The following is a 15508-nucleotide window of genomic DNA, read 5'->3' on the forward strand; positions in this document are numbered from 1 at the left end:
GGCCCCGCAAGCACGACCAAGCCTCGCAAACCAGGTCACGCCTGCCCGGCTGACCGGATCAGCACCCCTGCGCGTTGCACAGCGCGACGATATTGGTGCTGGTGAAGCGTGCGCCGTTGTACGTCTGGCCGAAGGTGCCCGTGCAGGCAGCGCTCTGGTAGCCGTGCACCACCGAGTTGACGTAGTTGCCACGGCGGTACTGCCGGATCCATGGGCCGCCGCTGGAACCGTAGGTCATGTTGCAGCCCGTGTTCAGCACGGCCGCGCCGCCGCAGGCGGCAGGCGCGCCGAAGCTTTCGGAGGCGCACAGCTGCAGGGTCTGGCCATTGCCGATATTGCCCGGGTAGCCCAGCGAGTGGTGGCTCTGTACCGTGCCCCAATCCCACGAGCGGCCCAGCCAACCCGTGTAGTAGGTGACGGGACGGCCGGAGGTGTTGTTGCCCAAGGTGATCAGGCAGACGTCGGACGGCGTATCGCCGTTGTTGATCCAGCTGTTCAGCACCCGCGCGGACGTCCAGGGGAAGGAACCGTACGGTGCGCTGCCGTTGTTATACGCAGGAATGAAGGACCAGCCGCCGACCCAGCTGTTGGACGACCGGTTATAGCAGCAGTGGGCGGCCGTGACGATGATGTTGTTGCCGCTGATGACGGAGGCGGAGCAGGTACCGCTGTTGCTGAACAGCTTGCCGATGGCGCGGGGTGTGTTCGGATTGCCCGTTTCCTGGTACTGGGTGTAGACATTGGCGGTGCCGGCGAAGGCCTGCGACAGGCCGGAGCAGAGGGCGACGACGGCGAAGCGCAGCACTGGCCGACCAAGGATTTGTTTCGTGATCATTTCGGATCTCCTTCAGTAAATGTGATTAACGCTGATCCTGTTCCATGGTCTTCCACTCGTCGGAGAAATCCCGACGGGCTTCATCGTCCGCGCTCGCATTGGGCGCACCGCCGTCGCTCAGCTCCGGCTTGGCCGCCTGCAGCGCCGCCTTGTCCTCGGCCGACAGTTCACGCGGCTTCACCTTGCCGATCGTGATGCTCGAATCGAGCGGCTTGGCCGCCAGCCGGGCCTCGCGGGTGAGCGTTGCCGGCGCCGCCATCATCTTGCCGGCGTTGCTGCTCGCGGTGATGGTGGTGGTTTTTTCCTGCGCCGCGGCGACACCGCCCAACTGCGCCAGGACTGCTCCGCATACCGCACATAATGCTTTCATCCAGATTTTCGACATCTTCGCCTCCTGATCAATAAGAGCCTTTACGATTCACGTATCGGCTGTAAATGCACTGCCCCCGACTAACGGCTTTTCTTGGATCGCTATACTGTTCAGTTATTGCGATGGGCCGGTTAGTGAGAGACAGCGTAAGACTTTACCGACAGGGCAACCATCGTTTTATCGTATTTGTTTTGGCGCAAATTGTCTGAATATGTCGAATGCTCGACAATATAACGGCGTTGTCCGGTAAGCGCGGCAGTCGTCCGGGTGACGGGACCAGGTCATGAAAAATATCCATAAAAATCAGTTCACTAGCGCAGCAGGATATGCTGGAATATGGCTCGATCGTGCCATCAGTTGGCACGCGTTCGGAATCGTCAATTTGTAATGACCGCTGTGGCCGAAATTAGCGGGAATAACACGGCGATGTGACGGATTGAGCTGGCATTAAGGCCGCTATGGTGCGGCGAAGGTGAATCGTCGGCACAGGATCGAATTGAACGAGGGCTCACGGTAATGCCTTGTTCTCGAATGGATGGGGCAACCGATTCCAGAGGATTGGATCGGCCGCAAATTGCGCGAGCCTGCCACGGCCGTGCCATCGGCCTGAAAAGCGGACCATCCCATATTGTCCCGCGTGGCGCCGACGACGTCGGTGCGCGCTGGCGGCAAAGGGGGCATGATCGCTTCTTTTTGGCAACATAGTTGTATATATGCTCCAACATAGTGAGTGCTATTGAGGCATCGACACGGCCATGCTAGGATCGCTAACAACAGTTGAGTTCAAGACATACCGGACTTGCCCGCCCCAGCTTTCACCGATCGGAACCGATGCCAGACCTGCTGAAAACGCTGCACGACAATCCGGCCACGGGCTGGCTGGCACGGGCGCTGGGCTTGCCCGATCCTGTCGAGCTGGCGCGGGTGGACGGTCCCTATGGCGCGCTGCCGCTGGACGGCAAGCGGGCGCTGCTTGCAGGCGCCGGCGGCTATGGCGCCGGTGCGCTGGCTGCCGCGCTGACGGCCGCCGGCGCCGCGATCGACCAGGGCAAGGGTGCGGTGGACATTGTCGTTTTCGATGGCACGGCTTGCCGCACGCCAGGCGACTGCCGTGCCTTGTATGACACGTTTCACGCCGCGCGCATCGCCACCAACGGGCGCGTGCTGATCGTGGCGGCACCGCCCGTCCTGGCGCAGGACCCGGTCGCCGCCGCCACCGCACGGGGGATCGAAGGCTTCAGCCGCTCGCTGGGCAAGGAACTGGGCCGCAAGGGCATTACCGTCAATCTGGCCTATGTCGCGCCCGATGCCGTCGACCGGCTCGACGGCGTCGTCAGGTTCTTTTGCGGCAGGCAAGCCACCTATGTGTCGGGCCAGGCCATCGACGTGACGGCCACCGTTGTCATGCAGTCAACGACACAGGCCTTGCCCGCACTGGCCGGCAAGGTCGCCCTGGTGACGGGCGCCGCACGGGGCATCGGCATGGCGACGGCCGCGCGGCTGGTCCAGGAGGGCGCCACCGTCGTGTGCCTGGACGTACCGGCCGCATCGCAGGCCCTGCATGAAACCTGCCGCACGCTGGGCGCCACCGCGCTGGTGCTTGATATCGCGGCGGCCGATGCGCCGGCCCGGCTGTGCGACTTCCTGCGCGAACGCTTCGGCGGCGTCGATATCGTCGTGCACAACGCCGGCATCACCCGCGACCGCAGCCTGGCGAAAATGCCGGCCACGGACTGGGACCTGGTGCTGGCCGTCAATTTCGGCGCGATTGCCGGCGTCGACGAAGCCCTGCTGGCCACGGGCCTGCTGCGCGATGGCGGGCGGGTGGTGTGCCTGTCGTCGATCAGCGGGGTGGCGGGCAATTTCGGCCAGGCCAACTATGCCACCAGCAAGGCGGCACTGATCGGCTACGTGGCCGCGCGTGCACCCGCGCTCGCATCGCGCGGCATCGCCATCAATGCCGTGGCGCCGGGCTTTATCGAAACGCCGATGACGGAGCGCATGCCGTTCATGCCGCGCGAACTGGGGCGCCGCCTGAATTCGCTCAAGCAAGGCGGCCAGCCGCGTGACGCCGCCGAGCTGATCGCCTTCCTGTGCACGCCGGGCAGTGGCGGCATCACGGGCAACACCATCCGGGTCTGCGGCCAGGCCCTGGTGGGCGCCTGACGATGACGCGACAAAAACATGGCATTGCCGCCGAGTGCGCGGCAGAATAGAAAAAAGCAGCAGCAAGACAGCAGTGCAAACACACGAGGCGGCACAAGCCGCCCGCAACGTTGACGACAACGGAGACAGCATGACCAGTGAAACCTTGAGCAACACGCCCCCGCCATTCCGACAGGTCTGCCGCGCCACAGCGGCGACACCCGGGCGCCGCCCCACCGCGGGCGCCTGATTTCCCCGATTGCCTGCCGGCCGCTCGCGCGGACGGCATCCTGCAAGGCCGCCACGCGCCAAGCGTGGCGGCAACGGCGCGGCCGTCTCGTATTCGCCGCTGACCGGTAACAACGATAACAATTCGTCGTACAACAAAATCAACGGAGGAGATCAATGAAGAACCAAGCTAGCAAGTCCAACAAGCTGCGCCAGGCCTGCGTCCTGACGGCATCGGTACTGGCCTGCAGTGCGGCCTGGGCGCAATCGTCGGTGACGATCTACGGCCTGGTGGACGTCGGTGTGGATTCAGTGCACAAGGGCGAAGGCAATGTGCAGGGTACGGTGTTCGGCCTGTCCGGCACGACGCCGGTACCGAATGCCATCGCCTCGCCATCGACCCGCACCACGCGGATGGCACCGTCGCTGACGGCGCAAAGCCATTTCGGCATCAAGGGCACGGAAGATATCGGCGGCGGCTGGAAGGGTGGCTTCACCTTGGAAGGCGGCCTGCAGGCCGACGGCGGCACCTTGGGCAATGACGGCCGCCTGTTCGGGCGCCAGGCCTTTGTCAGCCTGACCACGCCATACGGCGAAGTCCGGCTGGGGCGGCAGGCATCGCCGATGCTGATCGCCGGCTATATCGCCACCACGGAACGCCTGGGCAGCACCGACCTGATGGGCGCGGGCCTGGTGGTCAACAACCTGCAGACCTACCAGGACAATATGGCATCGTTCCTGGTGCGCAAGGGTCCCTGGCTGGGCGTGCTGTCGTATTCGACCAACGCGGGCGTGGCCAGCCGCGTCAGCGCCGCGCGCGCGTCGGCCACCAGCGCCACGCCGGCCGCCAACGCGAACACCGGCCAGATCATCGGCGGCCTGACGGCCGGTGCCGAGTCGGCGGACGACCGGGGCCGCGCCCAGGGTGCGCTGCTGGCCTATAACGGCAAGCCGTTCGCCATCCTGGCCGCGTATCACCGCAACGACTTCCGCGGCGCCCAGGTGGGCATCGCCTCGCTGGCCGGCGGCGGCACCTTCATTCCCCTGTACACGGCCGACACCTTCACGGGTGCGATGATCGGGGCCAAGTTCCAGCTGCCGGCCGGCACCATGCTGGTGGCGAACTTCCACCAGGGCCAGTACAAGAACGTGGGCGCGCTCGATCCGAAGGTGCAGACCGCCTCGGCCGGTATCAAGCACCCGATCGGCAACTGGGAACTGGGCGCGCAGTACATGCAGAGCCGTTTCAAGAACTTCACGAAGGGCAAGGACTCCGGCGTCATGCTGGGCGTCGACTATAACTTCTCGAAGCGCACGGCCTTGTACAGCCGGGTCGGCTTTGTCGATGACGACCGCGGCAACATCGTGCGCGGCACCGTGACGCCGCTGCCGATCGCCGGCGGTCCCGGCGCGCTGCTGGTGCCGCTGGGCGCGCAGGAAGTGCCGCTGTTCTCGGGTGCGGGCCAGAACGTGGATGCCCGTACCAGCATCGTCAGCCTGGGCCTGCGCCACTACTTCTAAGCCAGGGGTTCAACCGGGAGCGAGCGGCAGCAGGAACAGTTTTTTCGCGAAGTTCAGCTGCCGCTTGCGCGCCTTCTCGTCGTTGACGTCCCACAGCAGGGCCTGGGACATCTGCACGCTGTAGATGAGGAAGGCGCGGTTTTCCGCTTCGGCCTTGCCGAAGCCGCTCTTGCGCAGCGCGTCCGTGTACAGGGCCAGCCGTTGCTGGTCCACTTCCAGCACCGCCTGGCGCGCCATGTCGTCACGCCGGGCCCAGCCGCGGATGGCGAATTCCACCATTGCCGCGTGGCGTGCCGTCAGGCCATGCAGCGGCAGCGCCATCAGTTCATAAGCCAGTTCGTCGATCGGCATGCCGGCATATTCCTGCATCACCTGTGCCGTCGTGCGTTCGTGCCACTGGCGCAGCACGCTGGCCAGCAGGTCGTTGCGGTCGCGGAAGTGATAATAGAAGCTGCCGATGGTGATGCCCAGGTCGCGCGCCAGGGTGGCCGGGTGGATCGCGTCGACGCTCTTGCTGACCAGGATTTCGGTGGCGGCATCGATCCAGTCGAGCCGTGTCAGGGTGCGTCTCGGCCCCTTTGCCGGCTTCGTCGCCGGCTTGTTCTCTTCGTCGTTCTTCACGCCGCTTGTCCTCGCGCGGATTCTTTGCGAATCCTGTTATCGGTGTCCCCATGAGCCACGGCATCGCCGCCCGGCTGGGACCGATTATAAGGGCAGGCGCGCGGGCGTGCCGGCGACCGTTCAGCGTCCCCGTCCTAGCACCTGGGTCCAGTAGACCCGGCCCCGTTCCGGATTGACGGCGTAGGCCAGGCCCATTTCATCGAAGCCGGCATTCATGATGTTGGCGCAATGCCCCGGGCTGTCGAGCCAGCCGGCAACGGCTTCATCCACCGAGGCCTGGCCCGACGCGATGTTCTCGCCGATACGCCGCCACGCATAGCCCGCATGCAGCGCCCGGTCGCCCACCACGCTGCCGTCCTGCTGCTCGTGGCTGAAGTAGCGGCGCTCGGCCATGTCGCGGCTGTGCACCAGGGCCGCCTGCGCCAGGGTGGCATTCCACCGCAGCGGCGGCGCGGCGGCGAAGTCCTGCTCGCCGCAGCGGCGGGGCAGGGCGCGGGCCGCGTTTACGGCCGCCAGCACGGCCGCATCGAGCTCGCCGGGGGCGGGCAGCGGCGCCGCATGGCGCGGCCGGGCAAACACGATGACCCAGTCGTCGCCCGAACGGACGGCCCCGGCGGCGGCAAAGTCGGTGCTCAGCAATTTCTCGCAGAAGCGTTCCCGCAGCAAGGTCAGCGCCGCCACGGCATTCGTCACATTCGACAGGTACACGGCCTCGGCATGCTCGACGGGGTAGCCGGCCTGTTCCAGTGCCTGGTCGAGGAAGGTGCCGGCGCCGATGCGCGCCCGCCCGATCGCCGCCGGTGATTCCAACGGCGGCACGGGCGCGGCACTATGGCCGCCACAGCTGCGCGGCGCGGCCCGGTAGTCGTTGACGAGGCTGACGATATCCCCGCTGCGGGCATGGGCCGGCATCGCGGCAAGGGCGAGTACGAAAGGAATGAGAACGCGGCGAACGAACATGGCGGAACGGACGAACAAGGCGGATCGGTGTAAGTGTGATGGTCGCACGGGTCCATCATCTTACGTCAGACAATTCCGCAAGGCAACTTACCGTACTGTTTGCGCATGAGGATGCCGGCGTTTGCCGGCCCCTGAGGGGCCGACAAACGCCCGTCAGAACCGGTATTCCGCCGTCAGCCGCACAGAGCGTCCCTGCACATCCTCGATATCCTGCGGGATCACGCCGCCGCCGTCGGCATTGAAGGCGCGCAGGTTGACCGGCGGGCGGTGGTCGAACAGGTTGCGCAGGAACAGCGACACCGTCAGGTTCTTCACGCCCGTATAGCTGAGGTTGTAATCCCAACGCACGAAGGAGGCGATGCGGCATTCGTTCGGCGTCCACTCGCGGTCGGCACAGCCGGCCGGGCTGTACTCCTCGTCGTAATAGTCGTACTGCAGCTTTTGCGGGCTGCGCCACGTGGCCCGCAGGCTGTGGCTGAAGCTGCCCATGCCCAGGGTCGCCATCAGGTTGGCCGTCGTCTTGGAGTAGCCGTAGCGGCCGGCCAGGTCGTCGCCCCAGCTGCCGCCGTTGCGGGTGGGGGCGAACAGCTTGTAGTCCAGCAGGTAGGTAGCGTTGCCCAGCACGTCCACGCGCCCGATAGGCGTGTTGACGCGCGAGGACATGGACAGGTCGATGCCGCTGGTCTTGGTCTGCGCCGTGTTCTCGAACATGCCGGAGGTGGATGCCAGCGGCCCCACGGTCACGCCGTACAGGGCCCGCTCGGCGGCCGTGAACGTGCGGTCCTGGGCCAGCGGCAAGCGGTTGACGATGCCCGGGACCAGCGAGTCTTCCGACGACAGCAGTTCCTGGGTGGATTTCAGGCCGATCTCGTCCTTGCGCTTGATATGCCACGCGTCGAAGGAAAAGCTGGTGCCGCGGATCGGCTCGATGACAAAGCCCAAGGTCGTGCTGCGCGACGTTTCCGGCTTCAGGTCGGGATTGTTGCGCACGATATTGGCAATCCCCGTGGCGCACTCATTGCCTTCGACAGTATCGGCCCGGGCCGACAGCAGCTGCTTGTCCGGGTCCGTGGCCGGCAGGGCGTCGGACTGGGCGCGCAGGTCATTGGCCAGGGCCTGGGCCTGGTCGCACCGCTTCGGATCGACTTCGCCGTTATCGAAGGAGAACTTGCTCGACTGGGCGCTTTCCGTCAGGTTCGGCGCCCGGAAGCCCGATTCCCACGTGCCGCGCACCATCAGCTGGGGCGTTGCCTCCCAGCGCAGCGACACCTTCGGCGATGCGTGCGCCTTCACATCCTTGAACTTGTCGATGCGCACGGCGCCCGTCAGCTCCAGTTTCTCCAGCAGGGGCACGCTGCCCTCGGTGAAGATGGAGCTGTTGGTGCGGCTGGCATTGGCCGTGGCCGCGCCGTTGCTGACGATGTCGCCGGCCAGCAGGTTGGCGGTGGGATTGATGGCGAACTTCTCGTGGCGGATCTCGCCGCCCAGGGCCATATTGACGGGCCGGCCCTGGAACTTGCCCACTTCGCCAGTGATCTTGCCGTCGATGAAGGTTTGCGTGATCTTGCCGTCGTAGCCGTTTTCCGGGAACAGCGCGGCCAGCACTTCGGGCGTATTCGGTTGGCCGATGCGGTAGGCCCGGTTGAACAGCAGCGGATCGTCCGACTCGGCATCGGTGGCGCCGATCACCTGCTGGAAGCCGGACAGGCTGAAGAAGCCGCCCCGGCTGCGGTCCTTCGTCTTGCTGCCCATGACGCCCAGCGCCGTTTCCCAGTCGTACGTGCCCAGCTTGCCGCGCAGGCCGGCCAGCACCCGGTACTGGTCGCTGACGGTATGGCGGAAGCCCGGATCGTCGGCGAAGCGGTAGCGCAGCTCCGCTTCCTCGCCCGTCGTGTTCAGGGGATGGGTAGCGGGCAGGTAACGGTACGTAAACGAGCGCGCATTGCCCGTGCGCGGGTCGCCCCAGACGGCATCGGGATTGGTCGAGCCATACGTGGCCAGCGCCGACATGTAGTCCGTCTTCGTGTGCGAGTACAGCACTTCGGCAAAGCCTTCCAGCGTGTCGCTGATGGCGAACCTGCCCGAGACGAGCGCATTGACGTGCTGGGCCGACGGCTGTGCTTCGAAGCGGCTGAAGCGGTCGTACACGCACAGGCCCGCCGCGTTCAAGGTGGCGCAGCCGGGAATGGCGCCCTGGCCGATGATGTTGCCGGGGTAGCTGAAGGTGGACGGCGCACCCCGGTCGCCGAACATCAGGCCGCTGCCCGGGGCCACGGCCGAGAACTTCTCGCCATAGGCGGGGTTGATGTCGTCGACGATGCCGCGCCAGCCGACGGCATTGCGGCGGTACACCTCGATATTGGCCAGCACGTTGTAGCGGTCCGTTTCCAGGTTGCCCAGGCCGCCCGTCAGCGCCGCCGTCGATTCATGGAATCGGCCGTATTCGAGCGACTGGTTGTGCGAGGCGCGCGCCTGCACGCCCCGGTAGTCGCCGCGCGTGATGATGTTGATGACGCCGGCCACGGCATCGGAGCCATAGATCGCCGAGCCGCCGTTGCGCAGGATTTCCACGCGCTCGACGGCATCGAGCGGCAAGGTGTCGAGGTTGGTGAAGACCTCGTTGTAGTCGGCCAGCGCATACGGCGCCACCCGGCGCGAATTGAGCAGCACCAGCGTGGACTGCTTGCCCAGCCCGCGCAGGGCCACGGCCGAGGCGCCGCCGGCAAACGAGTTGCTGCCGCCGATATCGGACAGCGCACTGCGGTCGGCCGACGTCAGCGTATCCATCAGTTCCTTGACGGTATTGACCCCCATGCGCGTGATATCGGCCTGGCGGATCACCTGGACGGGCGTGGCCGTTTCCACATCGATGCGTTTCAGGTTCGAGCCGGTGATGACGACCCGCTGCAGCGGCTGCCCGCCGGGCTGGGTGGCGGCATCCTGTGCCAGCAGCGGCGGCGCGCCCAGGGCCAGCGCCACGGCGGCGGCGCCGCGTTTCAGTACGAGCTGCGTGTTCAAGGCATTCTCCTTGACGTGCGGGCACCGGGGAACTGCCGGGCGGTTCTCGCAGGTTGGACAGTCGTTGCCGCTGCCCGCGTCGTGCAGTTGCCCGCAGCGGCTGAACGATCCGTTCGCAATATCTCATGAGGGTAGCAATTTGCTATCGTGCTGGTCAAACCCGCGGCGCGGCGGTGACGTGCGGGCGCAACGTTGTCGATGAGATTATTTGGAGTATAGAAAAGTTGAGCGGAGATGATCCGGCGAAACGGGGCGGGGGGCGATGGCTGTGCCGGGCGGGCGACGCATGCGCCGAAGAAAGTTACTGTCACCAGGCAGGGGCTGGGCATCCTGGCCGGAAAGGACGCCAGGAACGGGCAAGAAAAGAGGCCAAAAAACGGGGCCAAAAAAAAGCCCGCCGAAGCGGGCCAGGAAATATTGTCAGATCAACGCTTGACGGAAGTGTCGTCCGCGTTGCTTGGGTTGCTTGGCGACGTGCCTGGCGTGCCCGTGGTCGATGGCGTCGTCGATGGCGTGGTCGCGTCCATGCTGCTGCCCGTCGTGCCCGTGGCTGGGGTGCTGGCGCCGGACGTGGCGCTCGCGCCGGAGGTCGCGCTGTCGCTGCTGCCGCTGGTGGTGTCGGTGGTGCTGCAGGCTGCCAGGGCGACGCAGAATGCTGCGGCGAAAATCGTTTTCACAATAGCCATGATGTTTTCCTTTTATAAGCGGGTTAAAACGATAGAGCTTGAGGGAGGCATCGTAGTGGAACGGCCGGCACGACGGCGCGCGGTTGAATTTTGACAACATTATTCGCCAAAATGCGACAGCGCCATATCGTCCCCCGGGCGTCGCCACCACCGTGGAGCGTGTAAGATGCAGATGACTTCAATCGTACGCGCATTGACAGTCTGTTTTCCACGTGTCAGCATTAGTTTCTTGAAAACAATAGACAATCTCTGTGGAGCGTCTCATGAGTGATGTGTCCTTTGCGCAGGAGGGCCTGGCCCAGCGCCTGGCCGCCAGCAGCGTGGAAGAGCTGGACGAAACCGATTTCGGCATCATCGGTTTCGATGCCGACGGCGTGGTGCGCCAGTACAACCGCTTCGAGTCGCAGGCGGCCGGCCTGTCGCCGGCCAGCGTGCTGGGCCAGCCGCTGTTCACGACGGTTGCGCCATGCATGAACAATTTCCTCGTTGCCCAGCGCTTCGAGGATGCGCAGGCCGACGGCAGTGCGCTGGACGACACCATCAATTACGTGTTGACCTTGCGGATGAAACCCGTCAAGGTCCTGCTGCGGCTGCTGGCCTTGCCCGGGGCGCCGATGCGTTACGTCCTCGTGCAGCGCCGGCTGTGAACGGCGCCGCCGCCAGCCTCGCCGCCGAGCACGAGGCGCTGATGCAGTTCCTGTACCTGGCCCCGGTGGGGCTGGTGCAGGCGGGGCTGGACGGCGAGATCGCCATGATCAACCCCGTCTCCGCGCAACTGCTGATGCCGTTGTCGCGCGATGGCGGCCTGTCCAACCTGTTCGTCGCGTTGCAGGACGTGGCCCCGGAATTGCGGGGGCTGTGCCAGGCCTTTGCCGCTCCCAGCGGGCTGATCTGCGACGGCCTGCACGTTCACCTGCACGGCGGCAAGCAGGGCGGGCCGCAGATCCTGGCCCTGTCCGTGCTCAAGCTCGACAGCGCGCGCCTGATGGCCGTACTCAGCGACATCACGGTCCAGGTCCAGCGCGAGCGCCAGCTGCGCCGCAGCGATGCCTGGCTCAATGCCCTGCTCACCAGCAGCAACGACTACGCCCTCGTCAGCCTGGACCGCGCCGGCCGCATCGAGCGCTGGCATGACAGCATCGGCCGCGTCACCGGCCATACGGCGGCCCTGGTCGGCAGTTCCAGCCAGGTGCTGGCGCCCGCGCCGGCCGTGGCGGAGCGCCTGCGCGAGGCCGACGCCCACGGCTGGAGCGTGGAGCAGGGGCCGCGCCTGCGCGCCGACGGCAGCAGTTTCCAGGGCAGCTCCATCATCACGCCGCTGCCGCAGGGCGAGAACGAGCAGCAACTCCAGCACGAGCGCGAGCCGGCCTACTGCATGGTCCTGCGCGACCTGACGGGCTGCCCCGGCGCCGGGCCCGTCCCCGCGCCAGCGCTGCTGACGGACCCGCTGACGGGGCTGGCCAACCGGCGCGCCTTCTTCGAAGCGGCCGAGGCGGCCGGCAAGGGGTCCGCGCCGGGCGGCGTGGCGATGATCCTGTTCGATGCCGACCATTTCAATGAAGTCAGCGCCCGCTATGGCAATGCCGCGGGCGACGCCGTGCTGTGCGCGCTGGCCCAGGCCCTGCGCGCGGCCTTCCGCGGTGCCGACGTGATTGCCCGGCTGGGCGGCGCCCAACTGGGTGTGCTGCTGGCCGGCATCGAGCGTGACCGCGCAGCCGCCATTGCCGAGCGGCTGCGCGCGGGCGTCGAGCAGGAAGTGGTGGAAATCGACGGCCACACGCTGCGCTACACGGTCAGCGCCGGCGTGGCCGCGCAAGCGGGCAGCGCGGGCATCGACGTGCTGATGGCGCAGGCGGGCCAGGCGCTGGCCCGGGCCAGGGCGGGCGGCGGCAACACGGTGCTGTGCCGGGAGGATGCCGATGCCAGTTGACGAGAGCGCCTACGAGGCGCTGATCCAGTTCCTGTACCGCACCCCGATCGGCCTGGTGCAGACGACCCTGGACGGTACCATCGACATGCTCAATCCGATGTCGTCCCAGCTGCTGATGCCGCTGGCGCGCGACACGGGCCTGGACAACCTGTTTACCGTGCTCGACCCCGTCGCGCCACGGTTGCGCAGCCTGCTGGCCGCCTACGATGCGCCGTCGGGCGTCGTCTGCGAAGGGCTGCGCGTCGACCTGGAAAGCCTGGGCATGGCCCAGGTGCTGTCGTTGAGCGTATTGAAGCTCGATGGCACGCGCCTGATGGCGGCCGTCACCGACATCACGCTGGAAACCCAGCGCGAGCAGGAGCGCATCGCCAGCCGCCTGTCCAATGCGGCGCGCACGGACGCATTGACGCGCATGCCCAACCGCAACGCCGTGCTGGAGCAGCTGCAATTGATCCAGGCCCGCGAACCGGGCGCGGCGGATGGGGAGGGGGCCGGCTTTGCCGTGCTGTTCATGAACTGCGACCGCTTCCGCCAGGTCAACGACGCGCTGGGCCAGAGCGCCGGCGACCAGTTGCTGATCATGATCGCCGAGCGCATCCGCACCGTGCTGCGCCCGCCGACTGACCGTATCGGCGCCCATGGCGGGCAGCTGGCGGCGCGCGTGGGGGGCGACGAATTCATTGTCGTCCTCGACGGCCTGCGCCGGCCGGAGGATGCCGAAGGCGTGGCGGCGCGGCTGATCGGCGCGACCGGACGGGGCTACACGGTGCAGGGCCATGACGTGGTCTGCAATATCAGCGTCGGCATCGCCTGGGGCGGCCCTGCCCAGGAAAGCAGCGGCCCGCAGGACCCGGACGCGCTGCTGCGCGACGCCAGCATCGCCATGGTGGAAGCCAAGCGGGCCGGCGGCGGGCGCCAGGTCCGCTTCGCCCAGGCCATGCGCGAACGGGCCGCGCACCGCAGCGATATCGAGGCCGACCTGCGCCTGGCCTTGCAGGAAGAGCAGTTGTTCGTCGTCTACCAGCCCGTCGTCGGCCTGTTGCCCGGCGGCGGTACGGATTACGCGGCCGGCGTCGAAGCGCTGGTGCGCTGGCAGCATCCCACCCGCGGTGTCGTGCCGCCATTCGAGTTCATCGGCATTGCCGAGGAATGCGGCCTGATCGGCGCGCTGGGCGACTTCGTGCTGGCGCGGGCCTGCCGCGATTTCCGCGCCTGGCAGACCCAGCTGGGCGAGCAGGCCCCGCGTCTGCTGGCCGTCAACCTGTCGCGCGCCCAGCTGGGCCAGCCGGGCTGGAGCGAAACGGTGGCGCGCGTGCTGGCCGAGACGGGCATGCAGGCGCGGCAGTTGCAACTGGAAGTGACGGAAAGCCTGGCGGCCCAGGATGCCCAGATCCAGCAGCGCCTGCACGAGCTGAAGGCGCTGGGCATCACCCTGGCGCTGGACGACTTCGGCACCGGCTATTCGTCGCTGGCCAGCCTGCACCTGCTGCCGGTGGACACCGTCAAGATCGACCGCTCCTTCGTCAGCCAGAGCGAAAGCAGCGAGCACCACCGCGTGCTGATCGAAGCCACCGTCAAGGTGGCGCAAAGCCTGGGGATGGGCACGGTGGCCGAAGGCATCGAGACGGTGGAGCAGGCCGACGTCGTCCGCCGGCTGCATTGCAACAAGGGCCAGGGCTACCTGTACAGCCGGCCCCTGACGACCGAGGCGCTGGTGGCGTGGCTGGCCCAGTGGCCTAGCGCCGGCTGAACAGGCGGCGCGGCAGGTTGGCGCGGTCCTGCGGCGCGCGCAGGAAGTCCTGCAGCACGGCTTCGTAGAGGGCCAGGCCCGGTGCGCTGCCGCCGGCCCGGCACTGGCGCAGCAGTTGCGGCGCGAGCAGGAACCGCAGCGCGAAGTAGTCGGCCAGCAGGTCGCCCTGGGCCTCCATATTGAAGTCGCACAGGCGCTTGTGCGGCGCCAGCTCATACGCGTACGGCAAGCCGATCCGCAGTGCCCCGCGCCATTTCACGGGGTAGCCCAGCTGGTGCTGCCACACATGGGTCATCTCGTGCATGAACCAGTGCAGCCGCCACGCATGCTCGCGCGAGAAGTCGGCGCTGCAATCTTCCGCATTGAAGTAGAGGTGGCCATCCGGTGCCATGGCCGTGTGGCGCCGTTGCAGCCCGAACCACAAATAGCCGCGCCCATGCACCCGCACCCGGTCATGGTCGATGGCGTCGCCGAAGAGGCGGCGGCACCAGAAGATTTCGCCCTGCGTCAGCCCGCGCGTCACCGTGGAAATTGCTTTCTCCCCGCCATGGTTTCCCCATAAATGGGGACAGACCCCATTTTTAAAGCAATTTTCAGGCGTCGGTCGCTGCCGCCAGGAATTGGCCGATCACGGCATTGACGTCGGCCGCGTGCGTCAGCGGCGCCATATGGCCACCCGCCGTGCGGCGCATCACGGCGCGGGGCAGCGCGGCCGTCAGTTCCTCGGCCACGGTGCGGGTCGACAGCGGACCGTCGCGGCCGAACAACACCAGGGTAGGAATATCCAGCGCCGCCATGTCGCGCAAGGTGGCCGGTTCGCCCAGCAGGGCGACGAAATCGAGCCGCACCTTGGCGATCTGTCCCGTAAAGCGCTGCTGCATGACGTCCGGCAGGGCAGCGAAAGCGCCGGCACCGTTCCAGTAGTCGATAAAGGCTTCGGCACCGTCGCGCGGCGAGGTGGCACTGTCGATGCGGGCGATGACGGCGGCGATCTCGGCACGGGCCGGGTTGGCGGGGGCCAGCAGGTGGAAGGCGACAGGTTCGAACAGGGTCAGCGACAGTATGCGTTGGGGAAACCGGCGCGCCAGGCGCAGCGCCGTGGCGCCGCCATACGAGTGGCCGACCAGGTGGAAGGGCTCATCAGGCTCCAATTGTCCGTCCAGCGTGGCGAGGATGGCCTGCACTTCGTGCTCCAGCGAAAACGCCACGTGGATGGCCGGGTCCGGGAAGGGCGCCTTGCCGTAACCGAGCAGGTCCGGCGCGATGCAGCGCAGGTGGTTTTGCTGCTGGGCCATCAGGGCGGACCACTGGCTGCGCGAACTCATCGAGCTGTGCAGCAGGACACAGGCGGGGCGCCGCTGGGGCGCGTCGGGGGAATCGGTCATGGGACATGAAGATAACGGATGAGGCCGCGATTATAGCGGCCTGAACCAGGACGCCTGTC

Annotated in this window: 13 protein-coding genes; 6 read left to right on the plus strand and 7 right to left on the minus strand. The window is 66.6% G+C overall.

Translation table 11 applies throughout. The features are described 5' to 3' along the window. Nucleotides 1–58 precede the first annotated feature (58 nt). Nucleotides 59–835, minus strand: coding sequence for a trypsin-like serine peptidase (locus tag GM672_RS03330; protein ID WP_155469102.1), 777 nt, complete (start codon nucleotides 833–835; stop codon nucleotides 59–61). A gap of 25 nt (nucleotides 836–860) precedes the next feature. Continuing rightward, complete coding sequence (locus GM672_RS03335) at nucleotides 861–1220, minus strand: hypothetical protein (protein WP_155469103.1); 360 nt, start codon at nucleotides 1218–1220, stop codon at nucleotides 861–863. A gap of 816 nt (nucleotides 1221–2036) precedes the next feature. Here GM672_RS03335 and GM672_RS03340 point away from each other — a divergent pair. Together GM672_RS03340 and GM672_RS03345 are read left to right on the plus strand one after the other, a co-directional pair. Continuing rightward, a complete protein-coding gene (locus GM672_RS03340; RefSeq protein ID WP_155469104.1) occupies nucleotides 2037–3371 on the plus strand; it encodes a 3-oxoacyl-ACP reductase in 1335 nt (444 codons plus the stop codon). Between the two features lie 384 nt (nucleotides 3372–3755). Continuing rightward, nucleotides 3756–5099 (plus strand): porin, encoded by a 1344-nt coding sequence (locus GM672_RS03345; protein ID WP_155469105.1) that lies wholly within the window; start codon nucleotides 3756–3758, stop codon nucleotides 5097–5099. Between the two features lie 9 nt (nucleotides 5100–5108). Here the strand turns inward: GM672_RS03345 and GM672_RS03350 are convergent, their stop codons facing one another. From GM672_RS03350 to GM672_RS03360, 3 genes are all read right to left on the minus strand, one after another. Next, nucleotides 5109–5720 carry a TetR/AcrR family transcriptional regulator gene (locus GM672_RS03350; RefSeq protein WP_170299908.1) on the minus strand — a complete coding sequence of 204 codons (612 nt, stop codon included), beginning with the start codon at nucleotides 5718–5720 and terminating at the stop codon, nucleotides 5109–5111. 120 nt (nucleotides 5721–5840) lie between these two features. Further along, on the minus strand, nucleotides 5841–6698 hold the full coding sequence (locus GM672_RS03355) for a CAP domain-containing protein (RefSeq protein WP_155469106.1): 858 nt from the start codon (nucleotides 6696–6698) through the stop codon (nucleotides 5841–5843). Nucleotides 6699–6833: 135 nt separating this feature from the next. After that, entirely contained in the window at nucleotides 6834–9698 is a 2865-nt protein-coding gene (locus tag GM672_RS03360; protein ID WP_155469107.1) for a TonB-dependent receptor domain-containing protein, read from the minus strand. 234 nt (nucleotides 9699–9932) lie between these two features. Between GM672_RS03360 and GM672_RS03365 the strand changes: the two genes are divergently transcribed. The 4 genes from GM672_RS03365 (at nucleotide 9933) to GM672_RS03380 (ending at nucleotide 14064) form a co-directional block, all read left to right on the plus strand. After that, on the plus strand, nucleotides 9933–10478 hold the full coding sequence (locus tag GM672_RS03365; RefSeq protein ID WP_155469108.1) for a hypothetical protein: 546 nt from the start codon (nucleotides 9933–9935) through the stop codon (nucleotides 10476–10478). Nucleotides 10479–10647: 169 nt separating this feature from the next. After that, on the plus strand, nucleotides 10648–11031 hold the full coding sequence (locus GM672_RS03370; protein ID WP_155469109.1) for a phosphonate transporter: 384 nt from the start codon (nucleotides 10648–10650) through the stop codon (nucleotides 11029–11031). Then, on the plus strand, nucleotides 11028–12314 hold the full coding sequence (locus tag GM672_RS03375; RefSeq protein ID WP_229427744.1) for a GGDEF domain-containing protein: 1287 nt from the start codon (nucleotides 11028–11030) through the stop codon (nucleotides 12312–12314). Before GM672_RS03370 ends, GM672_RS03375 begins: the two co-directional genes overlap by 4 nt. Then, nucleotides 12304–14064: a putative bifunctional diguanylate cyclase/phosphodiesterase gene (locus tag GM672_RS03380; protein ID WP_155469110.1), complete on the plus strand. Its 1761-nt coding sequence runs from the start codon at nucleotides 12304–12306 to the stop codon at nucleotides 14062–14064. Before GM672_RS03375 ends, GM672_RS03380 begins: the two co-directional genes overlap by 11 nt. On the opposite strand, the gene GM672_RS03385 is transcribed toward GM672_RS03380, so the two are convergent. Both GM672_RS03385 and GM672_RS03390 read right to left on the minus strand, forming a co-directional pair. Continuing rightward, on the minus strand, nucleotides 14051–14587 hold the full coding sequence (locus GM672_RS03385; RefSeq protein ID WP_170299909.1) for a Rhs element Vgr protein: 537 nt from the start codon (nucleotides 14585–14587) through the stop codon (nucleotides 14051–14053). The two genes, GM672_RS03380 and GM672_RS03385, sit on opposite strands and share 14 nt — an antisense overlap. Nucleotides 14588–14657: 70 nt before the next feature. Continuing rightward, nucleotides 14658–15449, minus strand: a complete 792-nt coding sequence (locus tag GM672_RS03390) for an alpha/beta fold hydrolase (RefSeq protein WP_155469111.1) — start codon at nucleotides 15447–15449, stop codon at nucleotides 14658–14660. Nucleotides 15450–15508 lie beyond the last annotated feature (59 nt).

The sequence above is a fragment of the Pseudoduganella buxea genome, assembly GCF_009720835.1.
In the GTDB taxonomy this organism is placed as follows: domain Bacteria; phylum Pseudomonadota; class Gammaproteobacteria; order Burkholderiales; family Burkholderiaceae_D; genus Rugamonas; species Rugamonas buxea.